The following is an 18,224-nucleotide window of genomic DNA, read 5'->3' as shown; positions in this document are numbered from 1 at the left end:
GAAGTCTCGGCAAAGGTTGCCTCCACGGAGGGTGCGGGCACGCGGTCACGGCGCCCTCCCGCGGTTAGCGTGCGGACATGCCCGACCCGCCCGGCGACCGGCCCGAGGACGCACCGGCCGGCGGCCCCGAAGGCGCGCCCGGCGCCCCCGGCGGCGAACCCGCCGGGGGGATCACCCGCGCGCCCGCCCCCGGCGCGGAAGGGCACGGCGCGGAAGGGCACGGCGCGACCGCCGGACCGCCCGAGAACACCGCGCCCCGAGACACCATGCCCATGGGGCCCCTGTCCGAGGGCGCCGGGCCGCCCGCCGTCCCCCCGGACGAGTACGCGGGCGGCCGGGAGGCGCGGCGGATGCCGCCGTGGCTGCCCAAGGCGTTCGTGCTCGCCGGGGCGATCACCCTGGCGTTCGTCGCCGGGCTGTGGATCGTCGAACGCCTCCGCGAGCTGCTGGTGCTGCTGCTCACCTCGCTGTTCCTGGCGTTCGCGATCGAACCCGCCGTCAACTGGCTCGCCCGGCGCGGCTGGCGGCGCGGCGCCGGCACCGCGCTGATGTTCCTGGTCATCGCGGCGTGCCTCGCCGGGTTCCTCGGCGGCATCGGGTCGCTGCTGGCCACCCAGACCAGCAACCTCATCGACGAGTTCCCCGGCTACGTCACCGGCGTCATCGACTGGATCAACGACACCTTCGGCACCGAGCTGTCCCGCGAGACGCTGTTCCAGCGGCTGCCCACCGTCACCCAGCAGCTGTCGGGGCAGCTGTCGGCGCTCGCGGGCAACGTGTGGGTGATCGGCGCCACCGCCTTCGAAGTGGTGTTCAAGGCGTTCGCGGTGCTGCTGTTCACGTTCTACCTGTCGGCCGAGGGCCCGCAGTTCCGCCGGACGGTCTGCTCGGTGCTGCCGCCGCACCGGCAGCGGCAGGTCCTGACCGCCTGGGAGATCGCCGTCGACAAGACCGGCGGCTACATCTACTCCCGCGCCCTGCTCGCCCTGGTCTCCGGCGTCGCGCACTACATCGCGATGGCCGGGCTCGGCGTCCCCTACGCCGCGACGCTCGCGCTGTGGGTGGGGGTGCTGTCGCAGTTCATCCCCGTCGTCGGCACCTACCTGGCCGGTGCGGTGCCGGTACTGGTCGCGCTCACCGCGGCGCCCACCACCGCGCTGTGGATGCTGCTGTTCATCATCGGCTACCAGCAGCTCGAGAACTACCTGCTGCAGCCCCGCATCACCGCCAGCACGATGGCCATGCACCCCGCGGTCGCGTTCGGGCTCGTGCTGGCCGGCGCCGCCGTCGTCGGGCCCCTCGGGGTGCTGCTCGCGCTGCCGCTGGGCGCCAGCGTCCAGGCGTTCGCCGGCGCCTACATCCGCCGCTACGACATCGAGGAGCACCCCCTCACCGAGCCGCCCGCCCGCCGCGCCCGGTGGCGCCGCCGCGACCGCCCCGGCGGCGAACCGGGGTCGCAGGACGGCACCGGGAACGGACCTGCCGACGGGCCCGGGGGCGGCACCCGCGACGGGTGAGGCCGGCCACGGGTCCGATACCCGTCCCTCAAAGCAGGACAGGCGCCACAGGCACGCGTGCCTGGCTCAGACCGGACACAGGAGTGCGGGACGGGGCGAAGGGCGAGCGGCCACCGGGCCTGAGCATGCCCCAGGCGAGGTAGGCCAGGTAGGCGGCTCCGGCGAGCTTGACCACCGTGAACGCCACCGGCACGGCGGTGAACAACGCGGACAGGCCCGCAGCCGCAGCGAGCAGGTAGACCACGAATCCCACGGCGGTCCCGCCGAGACTCACCAGGCCCGCCCTGCGGCCTTGAGCGATCGCGCGGGAGGCGAGGTGGACCATGTTCGGACCCGGAGTCAGGGCCATGCCGAGTTCGACCAGGGCCACTCCGGCGACCGCGGCCAAAGTGATCACCGGTCAACCTCCTGGGGGCGTTCGTCGGGCACCTGAGTGCTCGCAGCGGAGAGCCGCCGGGCCTTGTCACCGGCCCACGCGCCCGTCTCTCGACCGCGGTGCCATGCCCCTGGACCGTGCCGCGGGCGCAGGCGGCGACGCGGGCGGGTCCTCGCCCCGCGCACGGGCGGTCTCCCGCGTCCTCCCCGCGGTGAGGCGAGGACGCCCGGGGTCAGAGGCGGGCGGCGCCGATCGAGTTCATCAGCGTCGGCCACACGAACTTGCTCTCCCGCACCCACGCCGGCCAGTTGTGGCGCCCGTCGCCGTAGATGTGCGCGGTGTAGGGGATGTTCAGCTCGTCGAGGCGCTTCTTGAACTCCTTGTTGTTGGCGCCGATCACGATCTCGCTCAGCAGGCCGATGTCCCACGGCGCCACGTTCGGGTCGCCCGGTCCGGGACGGCCCGTGGTCCCGGCGGAGAAGAACAGGCCGGTGCCGCGCAGCTTCGGCGCGAGGGTGTGCGGGTCGTGGGCCTTCCAGTTGGCGTCGTCGGCCCACGGGATGCCCCAGATCGCGAACGGGTCCTGACCGTTGCCGGCGTTGAGGAACATCAGCATCGCCGGGATGCCCGGCTGCCGCATCGACAGCACGCCGCTCAGCGACGCCACGTAGCCGAACAGCCCCGGGTGGCGGGCGGCGTAGGACACCGCGCCCGCGCCGCCGGAGGAGTTGCCGATCGCGGCGCGGCGCGCGCCCCCGCGGTAGTTCCGCTCGATCAGCTGCCGGACCTCGGCGGTGTGGAACGTCTCCCACTTGGGGGTGGCGCCCTTGCCGTAGTTGTACCAGTCGGCGTAGGAGCCGTCCTCGCCTTCCGGCATGACCACGATGACGTCGTAGGCGCGGGCCCACGCCTCGATGTCGGTGTTGCGGGCCCAGGAGGTGTAGTCGTCCTGCCCGCCGTGGAACGCGTAGAGCACCGGCCAGGTCCGGGCGGCGCCGCGGGTCCAGTTCTCCGGCAGCAGCACGCGGGCCTTGACGCGCTTGCCCAGCGAGGGGGAGTCGATGGTGATGTCGACGTCGTTGCCGTCCAGGCCGGTCTCGGCGACGATCCGCGCGCCGGTGTCGGCGCGGACGGGGCCGTCGGCGCCCGCGGTGCCCGCGCCGATCCCCACGCCGCCCCCCACCACGAGGACCGCGACGAGGGCGCCGGACGTCGCCGGGCGGCTCCCGCGGGCCGGGCGTGACTGGCTGGGGACGGACGGCGTCATCGACTCACCTCGCGCACTGGGCGCCGCCCCCGGACGGGCCGCGCGGCTCCCGCCGAGTGTCCTCGCCTCCCGCTAAATGATCTACAAGGCGCCGTAATAAGAAACCGGCGGAGCACTGTTGAGAAGTGAGTCCTTCCCGGTGCCGGCGGTGCCGTGATAAGCGCGCCGGGGCCTGCGGGGGCGCGTCGGCGGTGCGTGGCGTGGGTCACAGCCGCCCGTATTGACCGTAAGCAAGCGATTACTCGAGCATGGGGGGCGGATCCGGCGAGGAGGACGCGGCGATGACCACCCGGCAGGACGGCGGGACGATCGGCGAGATCGACCCCCGCGACATCGACCTGAGCGACCTGCGCTTCTGGGGCCGCCCCCTGGACGAGCGCGCCGCCGCGTTCGCCGCGCTGCGCGCCCGCGGCGCCCCCGCGTTCTTCGCCGACCCGCCCGTCCCGTTCACCGGCCGCGGCGCCGGATACTGGGCACTGGTCACCCACGCCGACGTCACCGAGGCGTCCCGCAACCCGCAGGTCTTCTCCAGCGAGCCGAACGCCACCACCGTCATCGACTCGCCCGGCTTCCTCGACCGCTACGTCAACTCCATGATCAACATGGACGACCCGCGGCACGCCAAGATCCGCCGGGTGGTGTCGCGCGCGTTCAGCCCCCGGATGCTCGCCAAGACCGAGGACGACATCGCCGCCCGCGCCGCCCGCATCGTCGACGAGCTCATCGCCGCCCGCGCGTCCCGCCCCGCCGACGAACCCCTCGACTTCGTCGCGCACGCCGCCGTCCGCCTCCCCGTCGAGGTCATCTGCGACATGCTCGGCATCCCCGACGAGCTGCACCCGCGGGTCGTGCGGCTGACCAACATCGTGCTCGGCAACTCCGACCCCGAGTACACCGGCATCACCCCCGACATGGGGCGCCTGCGCACCGGCCTCGGCCTGGCCAAGGTCGCCCTCGCCGGCCGCGACCTGCACCGCCTCGCCGCCCGCCTCGGCCGCGAACGCGCCGCCGAGCCCACCGGCGACCTCACCTCCGCCCTCGTCAACGCCAACATCGACGGCGAGAAGCTCACCACCCGCGAGTTCGGCACCTTCTTCCTGCTGCTCGTCGTCGCCGGCAACGAGACCACCCGCACCGCCATCGCGCACGGCCTGGAACTGCTCACCGACAACCCCGCCCAGCGCGACCTGCTGCTCGAGGACTTCGACGGCCGCATCGGCGGCGCCGTCGAGGAGATCGTCCGCTACTCCACGCCCGTCATCTGCTTCCGCCGCAACCTCACCCGCGACCACGAGATGAACGGCCACGCCTTCCGCGCGGGCGACAAGGTCATGCTGTTCTACAACTCGGCCAACCGCGACGAGACCGTCTTCACCGACCCCGACGTCTTCGACATCACCCGCTCCCCGAACCCGCACGTCGGCTTCGGGGGACCGGGACCCCACTTCTGCCTCGGCGCCAACCTCGCCCGCCGCGAGATCACCGTGATGTTCCGCGAGCTGTTCACCCGGCTCCCCGACCTGCGCGCCGCCGGGGAGCCCGACCGGCTGATGTCCAGCCTCATCAACGGCTACAAGCGGCTGCCCTGCACCTTCACCGCCCCCTGACCGCCTCCCCGGACGCGTCCGGCGCGTCCGGGGCGTCCGGCGCGTCCGCCGCGAGGAGCGCCGCCAGCTCCCGCGGCCGCGAGAACATCGGCCAGTGCCCCGTCGGCAGCGACCGGTGCGTCCACCCCGGCCCCGCCATCGCCGCGAACACCGGATGGCCGCCCTCGGCCATCGCCCGCACCGCCTCCAGCGGGATCGACGTCGCGATCAGCGTCCGCGGCGTCTCCGGCGGCGGATCGGGACGCTCCAGCGGCTGCGTCACCGTCCCGAACGGCTGCGGCGTGCCGCGCTCGCGCAACGCCGCCAGATGCCCCTCCGACAGCCCCGCCAGATCACCCGCGCCCTCGCCGGAACCCCCGCCCGGCGCGAACGGCGGCACCGGCAGCAGCCACCCCCCGCCGTCCTCGGCCGCCCGCCGCTCCAGCTCCGCGCGGGCCCCCGGCTCGTGGAAGTCGATGTTCGCCATCCCCGACGGCATCGGCCCGGTGTCGACGTAGACGATCCGCGCGACCCGCTCGGGGACCCGGTCCGCCGCGCCCGTCACCGCCATCGCGCCGCCGCTGTGCGCCACCAGCACCACCCGCCCCCCGCCGCCCCGCTCGGCCGCTTCCCGCGCCGCGCCCTCGACCGCCGCGACGACGTCGGCGACGTGGGTGTCCACGCCCACCTCCGGCGCCGCCTCGCCCGCGCGCTCCGCCAGGCCCGTCAGCGTCACCGGCACCGCCTCGTGGCCCGCCGCGCGCAGCTCCGCCGCGACCTCGTCCCACGCCCACGCGCCCAGCCAGAACCCCGGCACCAGCACGAACGTCGCCATATCCGGCCCCCTCCCTCGTCGGTACGGCACACGCTACGGTGAATACCGGACAGACCCCGCCCGGATGACGTGAGTGGCCCGTGTCACACCCCGAACACCCGACGACCCGCCTGCTGGCCATGCTCGAACTGCTGCAGGCACACCACCGCCTCGGCGGCCGCGACCTCGCCCGCCGCCTCGGCGTGGACGAGCGCACCGTCCGCCGCTACGCGGCCCGGCTCGGCGAACTCGGTGTCCCCGTCACCGCCGAACGCGGCCGCCACGGCGGCTACCGGCTCATGCCCGGATACAAGCTGCCGCCGCTGATGCTCACCGACAACGAGGCCGCCGCCGTCGTCCTCGGCCTGCTCGCCGGGCGCCGCCTCGGGCTGCCCGGCCACGCCACCGAGAGCGCCCTCGCCAAAGTGCAGCGCGTCCTGCCCGCCGCGCTGCGCGACCGCGTCCAGGCCCTCCGCGACACCCTCGGGTTCACCTTCGCCGCCCGCGACGCCGACGCCCCCGACACCGGCGCCGTCCTGGCCCTCGCCGGCGCCGCCCGGCAGCGGCGCCGCGTCCGCCTGCGCTACCGGTCCTGGCGCGGCGAGGACACCGAACGCGACCTCGACCCCTACGGGCTGGTGTTCCACTCCGGACGCTGGTACGTCACCGGGCACGACCACCGCAGCGGCCAGACCCGCACCTTCCGCGTCGACCGCGTCGCGTCCGCCGAACCGCGCCCCGAACGGTTCGAACCGCCCGGCGACGTCGACCCGGTCGCGCACGTCACCCGATCCCTGGCCGCCGTCCCCTACGCCCACGAGATCGAGGCGGTGCTGGAGACGACGCTCGCCGAGGCGCGCCGCGCGTTCCCGCCGTCGGTCGCCACGCTCACCGGACGCGACGGCGCCGTCGTGCTCACCGCCCGCGCCGAACGCCTCGACGGCGCCGCGCGGATGCTCGCCGGGCTCGGCGCGCCGTTCGTCGTCCGCCGCCCCGACGCGCTGCGCGGCCACGTCCGCGACCTCGCCCGCCTCCTGGACGAGCAGGCCGGACGCCGACCCTGACCGCCCCGCGCGGGACGGCCGCCAAGACGGCCGCCAAGACGGGGGCCGGGCGGGGGATCAGCCGCCGGTGAGGGGGGCGCGGCGCTCCCACTCCTCCCGCAGCATCGCGTACACGACCTCGTCGGTCCACTCGCCCTTGACCATCTCGTTCTGCACCAGGCGCGCCTCGCGCCGCATCCCCAGCCGCTCCAGCACCCGCGCCGACGCGGCGTTGCGGCCGTCCAGCCGGCCCACGACCCGGTGCAGGTCCAGCCCCTCGAACCCCAGCCGCAGCACCACCTCGGCCGCCTCCGTCGCGAACCCCTGCCCGTGGAACGCCGGGTTGAAGATGTAGCCGATCTCGCCCTGCCGGTGCTCCCGGCTGCGCCACTGCAGGTTGACCTCGCCCATCAGGGCGCCCGTCTCCCGCAGCACCACCGCCAGCACCAGCCAGTCGCCCTCCCGCTCGACCGTGGCCGCCGTCATCTTCTCCTTCAGAAACGACCTGGACTCCTCCAGGTTCCGCGGCTCCCAGTACAGGAAGCGCGCCACCTCGGGCAGCGACTGGTACGCGTACAGCCCTTCCAGATCGTCCTCGCGGAAGGGCCGCAGGGTGAGTCGCTCGGTCTCGATGGGGTAAGCGGGACGCAGCACGCAAAGATCCTAATCAGGGGGTTAGGGGTCGGGCGACCCGTTTCACACGGTCGAGTCAGGACGGTCCGGGCCCCGGTCGTGCCCGCCGCCCGCCTCCCGGCGGCCCGCGCCGCTCCTGCTCACCGAACGCGCGCGTGTCGCGGAACTCCACGTAGGGCTCCTCCCCGGCGGACGCCCCGGCCTGGATGGCCCGGCCCCGCTCCAGCTCGGCGTTCAGCTCCGCGCCCAGCAGGATCGCCAGATTGCTGATCCACAGCCACACCAGGAACACGATCACACCGGCGAGGCTGCCGTAGGTCTTGTTGTAGCTGGAAAAGCCCGCCACGTACAGGGCGAACAGACCCGACGCCGCCAGCCACACCAGCACCGCCACCGCACCGCCCGGCGTCACCCACCGGAACCTGCGGCGCACGTTCGGCGCCGCCCAGTACAGCAGCGAGAACAGCAGGCTGATCACCACCAGCAGCACCGGCCACTTGGCGATCTGCCACGCCGTCACCGCCGCCGACCCCAGCCCCAGCAGGTCCCCGACCTCGCGCGCCAGCGGCCCCGACACCACCACCGCGATCGCCGACGCCGCCAGCACCGCCAGCGTCAGCACCGTGATCCCGAGCCGCAGCGGCACCATCTTCCAGAACGGGCGCCCCTCCGGCACGTCGTAGACGACGTTGGACGCCCGCATGAACGCCCCGACGTACCCCGACGCCGACCACACCGCGCCCGCCAGGCCCGCGGCCGCGGCGATCCCGGCGCCCCCGGAGCCCTGCAGCTGCCGGACCGCGCCGATCAGCAGGTCCTTCACCGCGCCGGGCGCCATCCCGCCCAGCTCGGCGATCAGGTCGTCGGTGGTCGACCGGCCCGCCAGCCCGACGACCGACACCACCACCAGCAGCCCCGGGAAGATCGACAGCACCGCGTAGTAGGTGAGCGCCGCCGCGTAGTCCTGCAGGTTGTCGTTCTTGAACTCGCCGAACGTCCGCTTGACCGCCCCGCGCCAGCCCGACGCGGGCATGTCGGTGAGCCCGCCGGGACGGCCGCGCGCGCCGGGCATCTCAGCGGCGCGTCCAGGCCGACGGCGTGCGCGAACGGCTCCGCCGCGCCCCGGTGAGGCGCGCCACCGGCGTCCAGTTCGTCCGGCCAGCGCCCGTCCGCCGCACCTTGACCGGGGCCCGCTGCGTACGCCGCGTCAGCACCCGCACCGCGGGCGCGCGGCGCCGCCTCAGCCACACCGTCAGCAGCGCCGCCGCGGCCCCCGCGGCGCCCACCGCCGCGCCGCCCTGCCGCGCCCGCGCCGCGCCCTGCGGCGACGCCGCGGCCGCCCGCGCCGACGACGCCCGCGAGGACGCCGCCTGCCGCGCCGACCCCACCGCGTCCATCGCGCGGGTCCGGGCCTGGTCGACGCGCTCGCGCGCCATCGCCTTCACATCGGCCTTGGCCGCCAGCGCCTCCACGGTCTCGCCGAGGTCGTGGCGGGCCCGGTCGACCTCCTGCCGCAGCTCCTCGGTGCCGGCAACGGCGCCGTGCCTGCTCATCGGTGCGCCCTCTCCTTCAGTTCCGTGACGGTCTGCCGCGCTTCCTCGGCCGCCCGCTCGGGCATGGCGGGCGTCGCGCGCCGGGTCTGGCCGCGCCCCATCAGCGCGAGCACCCCGGCGACCAGCAGCAGCGCACCGCCCATGATCAGCGCCGCCGCCCACACCGGCAGCACCAGCGCGATCGCCGCGATCGCCGCCGCCAGCAGCGCCCCGAGCCCGTACAGGGCGACCAGGCCGGCGCCGCCGAACAGCCCGGCGCCCGTCCCGGCGTGCCTGCCCTTGTCCTTCAGTTCGGCGACGGCCAGGCGCAGCTCCGCGCGCATCAGGTCCGAGACCTGCTGGGTCGCCTGCCGGACGAGCTCGCCGGTGCCCGGCTCGTGCCGCCCGGTCTCCACCCGCCCGGCTGCCGCGTTACCGGCCGCCTGCCCGTCCCCGTGAATGGCGGCGCCGGCCGCGCCGCCTCTGCCGTCCTGTGCCGGCCGCATGATCGTCATCGCTTCCGGCTCCCTCCCGCGTCCAGTGGTTACGAAGCGCGGTAGAGGCGTTCCCCCTGCCCCGGACCTAAACGTCGGCCCGCCCGGGGCGCGGGCCCCGCACCCGATCGACCCCGCATGGCGGCGCCGCAGAACGGTTCTTTACCGCACCACCCGGCGCGAAGGGGGATGACCGGGACGGCGTCAGCCGCGGCCCACGAACGACGGCATCGTCGTCGCCATCACCGTCATGAACTGCACGTTCGCCTCCGGCGGCAGCCCCGCCATGTACAGGACGGCCCGCGCGACGTGCGCGGCGTCCATCACCGGCTCCGCGCGCACCGACCCGTCCGCCTGCAGCGCCCCGGACGCGAACCCGCCCGTCATCTCCGTCGCCGCGTTGCCCACGTCGATCTGCCCGCACGCGATTCCGTACGGGCGCCCCTCCAGCGACAGCGACTTGGTCAGCCCCGTCACCGCGTGCTTGCTGGCGGTGTAGGCCACCGACCGGGGCCGCGGCGTGTGCGCCGCCAGCGACCCGTTGTTGATGATGCGCCCGCCCCGCGGGTCCTGCTCCTTCATCGCCCGGAACGCCGCCCGCGCGCACAGGAACGCGCCCGTCAGGTTGGTGTCGACGACGCGGCGCCACTCCTCGAGCCCGAAGTCCTCGACCGGCGCGGGCGCCCCGAACACCCCGGCGTTGTTGAACAGCAGGTCCAGCCGCCCCCACCGGTCGGCGACCGCCCCGAACAGCGCCTCGACCGACGCGGGGTCGGCGACGTCGGCGGCGACGGCCAGCGCGCGGCCGTCCGCGGCCCGGGACCGCCGCGCCGCCTCCTCCAGCCGGTCGGGGCGCCGCCCCGCCAGCGCGACGCGCCATCCCGCGTCCAGCAGCGCGGCCGCGACCGCCGCGCCGATCCCCGAACCGGCCCCGGTCACCAGCGCGACCCGGCCCGTCCCGTCGGGTCCGGTTCCGTGTTCGTTCCCGTCACCTGCGGCATCGTTCACGGCACGACCTTCCCGCCCGCCGCGATCACCTGTCAAAGCGACCCCCGGGACGGTCCCGGATCAGGCCGTGCCCAGCCAGTCGACGCGGTGCCCCTCGGTCGGGTCGGGCGTCTCCCACCGGCGGACGAGCCGGTCGATCACCGCGTCCGGGACGGGCGCGGCGCGGCCCCGGTTGCGGTCCCGCAGCACGTCCGGCGGCGCCTCCAGCGCCACCACCTCGACCCGCCCCCGGTACCCGGCGACCAGGCCCGTGCACAGCTCGCGCTGCGACCGCGACACGTTCGTGGCGTTCCACACGAACGACCGTCCCGCCCGCAGGTGCTCGCGCGCCAGCTCGTGCGCGGCCGCCGCCACCGCCCGCTGGTCGCCGGCGGGGGAGACGCCCATCTCCGCGCGCAGCCGGTCCAGGCTCACCACCGGGACGTCCGGGCGGTTCGCCGCGATCCAGGTGTCCTTGCCGGCGCCCGGCAGCCCCGACAGGATCGTCGCGGTCAGCCGCGTGTCGTCGTAGGCGGCGTAGGCGGGGTCGCGGTCGGGCTTGCGGAAGTACCAGAACCGGGCGTGGTCGGACGGGAAAGCGCGCGGCCCGTCCAGGCAGTCCTGCTCGGCGCAGTACTCCCCGTACAGGCCGACGTTGTCGAGCAGCTCCTCGGTGTCGGGGCAGATCCGGCCGAGGATGTCGGCCGACGCCAGCAGCACCAGGTCGTCGTTGCGGGCCAGCAGGCTCACCCGGAACGCGATCCGCTGCAGGTCGGGCCGCTCCAGCGCCCAGAACGGCACCTGGTGGTGCCGGATCAGCGCGGCGACGTGCTCGCGCCACGCGACCGGCGCGCCCATCTCCCACAGGATCCGCCGCACCATCAGGTCGCCGCGCCGCGAGTGCCCGCGCGCGGTGATGCGCCCGCCGTCCTCGGTGCGGGTGCAGTGCGGCTTGGCGATGTCGTGCATCAGGACGGTCGCGAACAGCCGCACCCGCTCGTCCGCCGGGCGCGCCCGCCACTGCGGCAGGTCCGCCAGCGCCTCGCACGCCATCCGCGTGTGCACCTCGACGTCGCCCTCACCGTGGTAGACGGCGTCCTGCGGCACGCCCGCCATGTCGCGCACCCACGCGAACGCGTCCCGGATCCGCGGCCACGGCACCTCCCAGTTCGGCGGCGCCGGGCACAGCTCGGCGAACACCGGCGGCGGTTCGGGAGACGTTCGGGAGAGGGTCTTGGGGGAGGGCTCCCCTCCGGGCTGCCGAGAGCGCATCCGGCAACCGTACGGGCGACCGCGGACGCGGGTCATCCGCTTTTCCGGCGCGTCCGCCCGGCGCTCCTGCAGGGCGGCGAACGACTCGGCGCGCGTCACGGGGCCGGGTGCGAACGCCACCTGAAGGCCGGGGCGTTCCAACACCGCGAACCGGGCTGTGGTCCGGCTATCCGATGGTGTTCGCGCGGATGCCGTCGATCAGGTACCCCAAGCCGCGGTGGAACGCCTCGTCCCAGTCGTTGTCGCTGGGATGCCCGTGCGCGGCCAGCGTCGGGTACGCCTCGCGGTGCGCCGCGAGGATCTTGTCGGCGGCATCGCGGATGGACGACTCGTCCCGGCCCTGCCAGGACAGCTGGCTGACCGCGGCCCCGACCACGAAGTGCGACAGTCCGTAGGCGGCGGCGGTGAGCGGCGCGCCCGCGAGTCCGGCGCGTCGCAGTGCCGCGTGCAGGAACTCCGTCCGCGTGAGGACGTTCGGCCCGAGCATCGGCCGGCCCATCAGCGTCGCGGTCCAGCGGTGCCGGAGCATCACCGCGCGCCACCGTTCCACCATCGCGGTGACGTCGGCGCGCCAGTCGTCGGTCGCCGGCGGGACCTCGGCCTCGGCGAACACCGTGTCCAGGGCCAGGTCGAGCACGTCGTCCTTGGTGTCCACGTGCCAGTACAGCGTGGTCGAGCCGGTGCCGAGCCGCTCGGCCAGCCGCCGCATGGTCAGCCGGTCCGCGCCCTCCTCGTCCAGGAGCGCGATCGCTTCGGCGACGATGCGTTCCCGCGACAGCGGCGGCGCTTCCCGTCGCCCGCGCGGCTGCTTCGACCAGATGTCGCCCGCTCGGCTCGTTCCCATGCGCCCACTCTAGTACGGTGAACTACTACCGGATCAACGTTCTAGTGACCCGATCAACGTTCAGAGGTGGTTGTGGGGCACATCGATGTGAGCGACCTGGCCTATGCGCTGCCGGATGGACGGCCCTTGCTGCGCGGGGTGTCCTTCCGTGTGGGGCAGGGCGCGAAGGCGGCCCTGGTCGGCCCGAACGGCGGTGGCAAGACGACGCTGCTCAGGCTCATCGCCGGGGAACTGGCCCCTTCCGCGGGGAAGATCGCCAATACCGGCGGACTCGGGGTGATGCGCCAGTTCACTCCGGAGGACCGCACCGTCCGCCGACTCCTCCTGGCGGTCGCGCCCCCGCAGATCAAGGCGGCGGCCGACGCGCTCGCCCGCGCCGAAGCCGCGTTGACCGGCGCCTCGGAGAGCCAGATGGCCTACGCCCAGGCCATCGGCGACTTCACCGACGCGGGCGGCTACGACCTGGAAGTCGTCTGGGACGCCTGCACGACCTTGGCGCTCGGCCTGCCGTATGAGCAGGTCCGCGACCGGCCCGCGGGAACGCTGTCCGGCGGTGAGCAGAAGCGCCTCATGCTGGAGGCGCTGCTCCGCGGACCCGACGAAGTCCTGCTGCTCGACGAGCCCGACAACTACCTGGACATCCCCGGCAAGCAGTGGCTGGAGGAACGGCTGCGAGCCACCGCCAAGACCGTGCTGCTGGTCTCCCACGACCGCCGCCTGCTCGCCGGCGCCGCCGACCGGATCATCACCGTCGAGTCCGGCACGGTCTGGGTGCACGGCGGCGGCTTCGCCGCCTACCCGGCCGCGCGCCGCGACCGCGCCGCCCGCATGGACGAACTGCGCCGCCGCTGGGACGACGAGCACGCGCGGCTGCGCCGCCTGGTCCACACGCTGCGCCGGCGCGCCGCCGCCAGCGACGCCGTCGCCTCGTCCTACCAGGCCGCGCGCACCCGCCTGGCCCGCTTCGAGGAGGCGGGACCGCCCGAGCCGCCACCGCGCGAGCAGAACATCCGCGTCCGCCTGCGCGGCGGACGCACCGGCAAACGCGCCGTCGTCTGCGAACGACTCGAAGTCGCCGACCTGACCAAGCCGTTCGACCTGGAAGTCTGGTACGGCGAACGCATCGCCGTCCTCGGCGCGAACGGGTCGGGCAAGTCACAGTTCCTCAAGCTGCTCGACGACCCGTCCTCGGTCCCTCACCGAGGCACGGCGCGACTGGGCGCCCGCGTCGCTCCCGGCCGCTTCGTCCAGACCCATACCCGCCCCGACCTGCGCGACCGCACACCCGACGAGATCATCACGACCGACTTCGGGACGACCCTCAACGACGCCATGCGCGCCTTGGCCCGATACGAACTCGCGCCCACGCGGCGCCAGCCCTTCCACACCCTGTCCGGCGGGCAGCAGGCGCGGCTGCAGATCCTGCTGCTGGAGCTGTCCGGCTGCACCCTCCTCCTGCTGGACGAGCCGACCGACAACCTCGACCTCGCCAGCGCCCAAGCCCTCCAAGACGGCCTGGCCGCCTACCAGGGCACCGTCCTGGCCGTGACGCACGACCGCTGGTTCGCCGAAGACTTCGACCGCTACCTCGTCTTCGATCCGGACGGCGCCGTCCACCACCGCTCCGCTCCGACGTGGCAGGTGAACGGCCCGACTCGCCCGGAAGGAGGGTGAGCGCCGAAAAGAGCGGCAGGGCGGCCGGTGAAACGGGACTCAGTGAGCGCCCGCGTACAGGACCCCCGGGTCGGCGAGGCCGTTGGCGACAATCGGGCGCTCCCGCCAGTGCGTCCCCGAGTCCAGGATGGCGGTGAGGAAGCTCGCCCGGACCCACTTGAACCGGTCGACGGTCCGGCCGTCCTCCTCCACCTTCAGGTAGAGGCCCTCCATCTCCTCGGCCGCGTCGGTCTCCTTCTCCACCTGGGCGGGGTCGGCGCCGCCCGCCTCCGCCGCCGCGCGCAGCGCGTCCCGCCAGTGCGGCGTCCGGCACGTGGACGGCCCGACGAGCGCCGTCAGCTCCGCCAGGCCGCCGACGGGCCCCTCGTGCAGGACCGGGACGTGCACCACCGGCGTCCCCGCCAGCAGCTCGCGGCGCCGCGCCGTCGACAGGAACGTCCCGTCGGCGGTGTCGAGGACGTCGAACTCGCAGAAGTAGTGGGGGAGCGCGTCGTAGAAGACGGTGTGCTTGGCGTACAGCCACTCGCCGTACATGACGTACCGGTCGCGCAGCCGCTCCCGCAGCACGTGCTGGACCGACGCCGCCCACGCCTTCAGCGGACCGAACTGCCGCTCGCGGGGGCCGCCGGTCAGGTAGTGCCCGCGGCTCTGCAGCCGCAGTTCCCCGTCGGCGGTGAAGCTGATGCCGCAGTTGGCGCCGTCCAGCTTCTCCTCCACCACCAGGAAACGCCCGGCGACCTCCCGGAACGGCGCCGCCGCCAGGTCGTGGTCGCCCGGCTGCAGCCGGGATCCCTCGATGTGCCGGGTGCGGGGGTACTTGCGGAGCATGCGGACCGTTCTAACGAACGGCGCCCGGCGTGCCAACCGGTTTTCCCCGGACGGGCGGTCAACCGGGGTGGACGCGGGCGAGGGCGCCGGTCTCCAGCGCGACCCACAGGGCCCCGTCGGGCCCGGCGGCGATGCCGTGCGGTTCGCAGCCGGGCGTCGGCAGCGGGTGCTCCTCGACGGCGCCGTCCACCGTGACGCGGCCCACCTGCGCGGTGCCCCACTCGGTGAACCACAGCGCGCCGTCCGGGCCCGCCGTGATCGCGTGCGGGCGCGCCGCCGGGTCGGGCAGCGCGAACTCGGCGACCTCGCCGTCCGTGGTGATCCGCCCGATCCGGCCCGCACCGATCTCGGTGAACCACAGGGCCCCGTCGGGGCCCGCGGTGATCCCGACGGGCGCGGCGCCCGCGTGCGGCAGCGGGTGGAGGGCCACGTCGCCGGCGGGCGTCGCGCGGCCGATCGCGTTGCCCTGGTTGAGGGTGAACCACAGCGCGCCGTCCGGGCCGGTGGTGATCATCGACGGCATCCCGCCCCGGACCGGCACGCGCGTGATGCGGCCGTCGGTGTCGATCCGGCCGAGCTCGCCGGTGTGCATGAGGGTGAACCACAGGGCGCCGTCCGGGCCCGCGGCGATCCCGCAGGGGCCGCCGCCGTCCGGCACCGGATGGCGGACGATCCGGCCGCCGGGGTCGACGCGGCCGATGCGGTTCCCCTGGAACTCGGTGAACCACAGCGCCCCGTCCGGGCCCGCCGTGATGATCATCGGGTCGCCGTCGAGGGGTTCGGCGGGGTGCAGGACGGCCCGCCCGCCCGGCGCCACCCGGCCGATCCGGCCGGCGTGCACCAGCGTGAACCACAGGGCGCCGTCCGGGCCCGCCGTGATCGCGTACGGGCCCTCGTCGGGGCCCGACACCGTGATTTCCTCGATCGTGACGTGCGGCATGCGTCCTCCGGTCGCCGGGTGTGCGACGAGAAGACTAACGCAACTTTTGTTGTGTTAGGTTTCCGGTATGAACCCGCCGGAGCCAGCGGACGCCGCCGGGCCGGGCCGCGCGCGGCCGGGCGGCCGGACGGCTCGCGTCCGCGACGCCGTCCGCGGCGCGACCCTCGCCGTCCTCGCCGAGCACGGCTACCGGGGCCTGACGGTCGAGGGCGTCGCCGCCCGCTCCGGGGTCCACAAGACGACCGTCTACCGGCGCTGGGGCGACGCCGACGGCCTCGTCGCCGACGCCCTCGAGATCGCCGCCGCCGACCCCTGGCCCGTCCCCGACACCGGCACCCTGGACGGCGACCTGCGCGCTCTCGCCCGGCTCGTCCGCGACGGGTTCGCCGACCCGCGGGAGGGCCCGGTCTCCCGCGCGTTCGTGCTGGCCGCCGGGCAGAGCGGCGCCGCCGCCGACGCCCTGCACCGGTTCTTCGAGCGCCGCCACGCGCAGTCCGCGGTCGTCGTCGAGCGGGCCGTCGCGCGCGGCGAGGTCCCGCCCGGGACGGACGCCGCCGAGGTCGTCCGGATCGCGGTGGCGCCGCTGTACTACCGGCTGTTCGTCACCGGCGAGCCGCTGGACGAGGCGGCCGCCGACCGCGCCGCCGCGGCGGCCTGCACGGCCGCCCGCGCCGGCGCGCTCGCCCCCTGACGCGCCGCACCGGCCGCGGGGTTCAGCCGACGTGCATGGGCTCGCGGATCTCCCCGGCCTCGTACGCCGACTCCTCGTGCCGGCCGCGGGCGCCCCACTGCTCCTCCATGCGCATCGCGCAGCCCAGCGCGAAGAAGGTCGGGGCCCACTGCCCGACGAAGATGCCCCAGCGGTCCGCCCGCTCCATGCCCGCCGACTCGATCTGCAGCGACGCGGCCCACGCGGCCACCGACAGGCCGATCGAGGTGAAACCCATCGCGTACATGACGTTCGACGACAAGCCCATCTTCTGCAGCTGCTTCACCATGATGATCCGCTCCCTGTGCTCTTCCGGGTGTTCCGACGGCTCACTTCCCCCTCGGCCCACGGGTAAGGCAATGCGCGGGCCAAGGAACGCCCCCGGGTGTCGGCCGGAGGGAGCGGGACGTCAGGAAACCCGGCCCGCGTCCCGCAGGGTGAACCGCTCGCGGGCGTCGCCGCCCAGCCGTCCGGCCGGCAGCGCGCGGCCGTAGGCGACGAGCAGCAGATCCTGGGCGGAGCCCGTCAGCGGCGTCCCGCTCCCGAACGACCAGTCGAGATCGTCGGCGCGCAGCTCCACGCCGCCGAGGTCGGCCCCGAAGAACTTCGCCGTCCGGGGCGTGACGCTCTCCAGCAGCGGGCGCAGGCGCTCGTGCGGCACCCGGCGGTCCAGTCCGAGCGCGACGCCGATGTCCAGCCCGTGGACGACGTCGTGGCCGAGCGCCGCGGTGATCCCGCCGACGGGCGGCTTCCACGGGTGGCGCGCGTTGTCGCGCAGCGCGGCGGCCGTCTCGGTGTGCGTCATCGCCGCCGCGTCCCGGCGGGCGAGGCGGTCGGTCATCCGGTGCAGCCCCCGCGCCCTGACCAGCTCGGACGCCACCTTGGCGAACGAGTACCGGAACCCCATCGACATGTGGGCGGCGACCTCCCGCACCCGCCATCCCGCGCACAGGCTCGGCGCGTCCCAGCTCGCCGCGGGCAGCGCCTCCAGCATCTCGGCCAGCTCCCGCCGCTCCGCGGCGATCTCGTCTCTGATGTCCATCTCGGCCTCCATCTCGATAATCAGATTACTGTAATAATAGGATTATGAGACTGACGAGGGCGCAGACCAAGGAGCGCAACCGGCGGGCGCTGCTGGAGGCCGCCCGGGAGGCGGTGTCGCGGGACGGCCACCGCGCCAGGCTCGAGGACATCGCGGCGCGCGCGGGCCTGACCACCGGCGCCGTCTACTCGCTGTTCGGCAGCAAGAACGCCCTGTTCGTCGAGCTGCTCGCCGACGAGCTCGACCCGTACTACGCCGCGTTCGACGCCGCCGTCCCCGGCGACCTCGACCTCACCGGGGCCGTCGAGGCGTTCGCGCGCCACTACCGCCGGACGTGCGAGGCCCCCGACGCGGCGCAGCAGCTGTCGTTCCAGCTCAGCCTGCAGGACATGGCGCTGCGCGACCCCGACCTGCACACCCGCCTGGCCGCGTCCGTCCGGGCCCACGAGGAGCGGCTCGCCGCGCTGTTCACCGGCCGCCGGCACGGCCCGCCGCCCGCCGCGGTCACCCCGGCGCAGGCCGCGCGGCTGGCCACCGCCCTGCGCGCCCTGCTGGTGGGCCTGAGCCAGGGCGTGACGCTCGGACTGGCGCCCGACGCGACCGAGCGGTTCTTCGCCGACGCCGCCCGCGCCCTGGCCGGGCCCGGGGTCCTCGGCCCGCCCTGAA

General features: G+C 74.7%; 20 protein-coding genes. 6 read left to right on the top strand and 14 right to left on the bottom strand.

From position 1 onward, the window contains the following. Nucleotides 1-77: 77 nt before the first annotated feature. The gene (locus tag H505_RS40980) at nucleotides 78-1,517 is read left to right on the top strand and encodes an AI-2E family transporter (protein WP_084550045.1); all 1,440 of its coding nucleotides are present in this window, start codon (nucleotides 78-80) and stop codon (nucleotides 1,515-1,517) included. Between the two features lie 28 nt (nucleotides 1,518-1,545). On the opposite strand, the gene H505_RS40975 is transcribed toward H505_RS40980, so the two are convergent. Further along, on the bottom strand, nucleotides 1,546-1,914 hold the full coding sequence (locus H505_RS40975) for a LysE family transporter (RefSeq protein WP_211238435.1): 369 nt from the start codon (nucleotides 1,912-1,914) through the stop codon (nucleotides 1,546-1,548). A gap of 211 nt (nucleotides 1,915-2,125) precedes the next feature. Beyond that, complete coding sequence (locus H505_RS0109840) at nucleotides 2,126-3,160, bottom strand: alpha/beta hydrolase (protein ID WP_026401835.1); 1,035 nt, start codon at nucleotides 3,158-3,160, stop codon at nucleotides 2,126-2,128. A 281-nt stretch (nucleotides 3,161-3,441) separates the two neighbouring features. Between H505_RS0109840 and H505_RS0109835 the strand changes: the two genes are divergently transcribed. Next, complete coding sequence (locus tag H505_RS0109835) at nucleotides 3,442-4,767, top strand: cytochrome P450 (protein ID WP_051300516.1); 1,326 nt, start codon at nucleotides 3,442-3,444, stop codon at nucleotides 4,765-4,767. Here the strand turns inward: H505_RS0109835 and H505_RS40970 are convergent. Beyond that, nucleotides 4,754-5,581: an alpha/beta fold hydrolase gene (locus tag H505_RS40970; protein WP_051300489.1), complete on the bottom strand. Its 828-nt coding sequence runs from the start codon at nucleotides 5,579-5,581 to the stop codon at nucleotides 4,754-4,756. The two genes, H505_RS0109835 and H505_RS40970, sit on opposite strands and share 14 nt — an antisense overlap. 80 nt (nucleotides 5,582-5,661) lie before the next feature. Between H505_RS40970 and H505_RS0109825 the strand changes: the two genes are divergently transcribed. Further along, nucleotides 5,662-6,624, top strand: a complete 963-nt coding sequence (locus tag H505_RS0109825) for a helix-turn-helix transcriptional regulator (RefSeq protein ID WP_245592475.1) — start codon at nucleotides 5,662-5,664, stop codon at nucleotides 6,622-6,624. Nucleotides 6,625-6,681: 57 nt separating this feature from the next. Here the strand turns inward: H505_RS0109825 and H505_RS0109820 are convergent, their stop codons facing one another. The 7 genes from H505_RS0109820 to H505_RS0109790 form a co-directional block, all read right to left on the bottom strand. After that, nucleotides 6,682-7,257, bottom strand: a complete 576-nt coding sequence (locus H505_RS0109820; protein WP_026401832.1) for a GNAT family N-acetyltransferase — start codon at nucleotides 7,255-7,257, stop codon at nucleotides 6,682-6,684. Between the two features lie 55 nt (nucleotides 7,258-7,312). Further along, nucleotides 7,313-8,308, bottom strand: coding sequence for a YihY/virulence factor BrkB family protein (locus tag H505_RS40965; protein WP_064743572.1), 996 nt, complete (start codon nucleotides 8,306-8,308; stop codon nucleotides 7,313-7,315). Nucleotide 8,309: 1 nt separating this feature from the next. Then, on the bottom strand, nucleotides 8,310-8,789 hold the full coding sequence (locus H505_RS52320; RefSeq protein ID WP_034517318.1) for a DUF3618 domain-containing protein: 480 nt from the start codon (nucleotides 8,787-8,789) through the stop codon (nucleotides 8,310-8,312). After that, nucleotides 8,786-9,283, bottom strand: a complete 498-nt coding sequence (locus tag H505_RS0109805) for a phage holin family protein (RefSeq protein ID WP_084550043.1) — start codon at nucleotides 9,281-9,283, stop codon at nucleotides 8,786-8,788. The genes H505_RS52320 and H505_RS0109805 overlap by 4 nt, the downstream gene beginning before the upstream one ends. A gap of 183 nt (nucleotides 9,284-9,466) precedes the next feature. Beyond that, complete coding sequence (locus tag H505_RS0109800) at nucleotides 9,467-10,270, bottom strand: SDR family oxidoreductase (protein WP_051300488.1); 804 nt, start codon at nucleotides 10,268-10,270, stop codon at nucleotides 9,467-9,469. A gap of 60 nt (nucleotides 10,271-10,330) precedes the next feature. Beyond that, a complete protein-coding gene (locus H505_RS0109795) occupies nucleotides 10,331-11,521 on the bottom strand; it encodes an AAA family ATPase (RefSeq protein WP_084550077.1) in 1,191 nt (396 codons plus the stop codon). A gap of 166 nt (nucleotides 11,522-11,687) precedes the next feature. Continuing rightward, nucleotides 11,688-12,365, bottom strand: coding sequence for a TetR/AcrR family transcriptional regulator (locus H505_RS0109790; protein WP_026401828.1), 678 nt, complete (start codon nucleotides 12,363-12,365; stop codon nucleotides 11,688-11,690). A 72-nt stretch (nucleotides 12,366-12,437) separates the two neighbouring features. Between H505_RS0109790 and H505_RS40955 the strand changes: the two genes are divergently transcribed. Beyond that, complete coding sequence (locus H505_RS40955) at nucleotides 12,438-14,039, top strand: ATP-binding cassette domain-containing protein (protein WP_051300487.1); 1,602 nt, start codon at nucleotides 12,438-12,440, stop codon at nucleotides 14,037-14,039. 39 nt (nucleotides 14,040-14,078) lie between these two features. Here the strand turns inward: H505_RS40955 and H505_RS0109780 are convergent, their stop codons facing one another. Together H505_RS0109780 and H505_RS0109775 are read right to left on the bottom strand one after the other, a co-directional pair. Next, nucleotides 14,079-14,867, bottom strand: a complete 789-nt coding sequence (locus tag H505_RS0109780; protein ID WP_026401827.1) for an RNA ligase family protein — start codon at nucleotides 14,865-14,867, stop codon at nucleotides 14,079-14,081. 58 nt (nucleotides 14,868-14,925) lie between these two features. Next, nucleotides 14,926-15,807, bottom strand: a complete 882-nt coding sequence (locus H505_RS0109775) for a Vgb family protein (protein ID WP_026401826.1) — start codon at nucleotides 15,805-15,807, stop codon at nucleotides 14,926-14,928. A 67-nt stretch (nucleotides 15,808-15,874) separates the two neighbouring features. On the opposite strand from H505_RS0109775, the gene H505_RS0109770 reads away from it, so the two are divergent. Next, complete coding sequence (locus H505_RS0109770) at nucleotides 15,875-16,498, top strand: TetR/AcrR family transcriptional regulator (RefSeq protein WP_026401825.1); 624 nt, start codon at nucleotides 15,875-15,877, stop codon at nucleotides 16,496-16,498. A gap of 22 nt (nucleotides 16,499-16,520) precedes the next feature. Here the strand turns inward: H505_RS0109770 and H505_RS0109765 are convergent, their stop codons facing one another. After that, a complete protein-coding gene (locus H505_RS0109765) occupies nucleotides 16,521-16,805 on the bottom strand; it encodes a hypothetical protein (RefSeq protein ID WP_026401824.1) in 285 nt (94 codons plus the stop codon). 120 nt (nucleotides 16,806-16,925) lie between these two features. Then, nucleotides 16,926-17,558, bottom strand: a complete 633-nt coding sequence (locus tag H505_RS0109760; RefSeq protein WP_026401823.1) for a maleylpyruvate isomerase family mycothiol-dependent enzyme — start codon at nucleotides 17,556-17,558, stop codon at nucleotides 16,926-16,928. A gap of 44 nt (nucleotides 17,559-17,602) precedes the next feature. Between H505_RS0109760 and H505_RS0109755 the strand changes: the two genes are divergently transcribed. Next, entirely contained in the window at nucleotides 17,603-18,223 is a 621-nt protein-coding gene (locus tag H505_RS0109755; protein WP_051300486.1) for a TetR/AcrR family transcriptional regulator, read from the top strand. Nucleotide 18,224: the final 1 nt, after the last annotated feature.

It is taken from the genome of Actinomadura rifamycini DSM 43936 (assembly GCF_000425065.1).
Lineage (GTDB): Bacteria > Actinomycetota > Actinomycetes > Streptosporangiales > Streptosporangiaceae > Spirillospora > Spirillospora rifamycini.
This window is presented reverse-complemented; position numbering and strand designations above follow the sequence as displayed.

Excerpts from the sequence above, each read along its gene's own strand:
- H505_RS0109790 (WP_026401828.1), bottom strand. The coding sequence starts at position 12,365 with ATGGGAACGAGCCGAGCGGGCGACATCTGGTCGAAGCAGCCGCGCGGG.
- H505_RS0109835 (WP_051300516.1), top strand. The coding sequence starts at position 3,442 with ATGACCACCCGGCAGGACGGCGGGACGATCGGCGAGATCGACCCCCGC.
- H505_RS52320 (WP_034517318.1), bottom strand. The coding sequence starts at position 8,789 with ATGAGCAGGCACGGCGCCGTTGCCGGCACCGAGGAGCTGCGGCAGGAG.
- H505_RS40970 (WP_051300489.1), bottom strand. The coding sequence starts at position 5,581 with ATGGCGACGTTCGTGCTGGTGCCGGGGTTCTGGCTGGGCGCGTGGGCG.
- H505_RS0109780 (WP_026401827.1), bottom strand. The coding sequence starts at position 14,867 with ATGCTCCGCAAGTACCCCCGCACCCGGCACATCGAGGGATCCCGGCTG.
- H505_RS0109805 (WP_084550043.1), bottom strand. The coding sequence starts at position 9,283 with ATGACGATCATGCGGCCGGCACAGGACGGCAGAGGCGGCGCGGCCGGC.
- H505_RS0109840 (WP_026401835.1), bottom strand. The coding sequence starts at position 3,160 with ATGACGCCGTCCGTCCCCAGCCAGTCACGCCCGGCCCGCGGGAGCCGC.
- H505_RS0109795 (WP_084550077.1), bottom strand. The coding sequence starts at position 11,521 with ATGCGCTCTCGGCAGCCCGGAGGGGAGCCCTCCCCCAAGACCCTCTCC.
- H505_RS40965 (WP_064743572.1), bottom strand. The coding sequence starts at position 8,308 with ATGCCCGGCGCGCGCGGCCGTCCCGGCGGGCTCACCGACATGCCCGCG.
- H505_RS0109760 (WP_026401823.1), bottom strand. The coding sequence starts at position 17,558 with ATGGACATCAGAGACGAGATCGCCGCGGAGCGGCGGGAGCTGGCCGAG.
- H505_RS0109765 (WP_026401824.1), bottom strand. The coding sequence starts at position 16,805 with ATGGTGAAGCAGCTGCAGAAGATGGGCTTGTCGTCGAACGTCATGTAC.
- H505_RS40980 (WP_084550045.1), top strand. The coding sequence starts at position 78 with ATGCCCGACCCGCCCGGCGACCGGCCCGAGGACGCACCGGCCGGCGGC.
- H505_RS0109775 (WP_026401826.1), bottom strand. The coding sequence starts at position 15,807 with ATGCCGCACGTCACGATCGAGGAAATCACGGTGTCGGGCCCCGACGAG.
- H505_RS0109770 (WP_026401825.1), top strand. The coding sequence starts at position 15,875 with ATGAACCCGCCGGAGCCAGCGGACGCCGCCGGGCCGGGCCGCGCGCGG.
- H505_RS0109755 (WP_051300486.1), top strand. The coding sequence starts at position 17,603 with ATGAGACTGACGAGGGCGCAGACCAAGGAGCGCAACCGGCGGGCGCTG.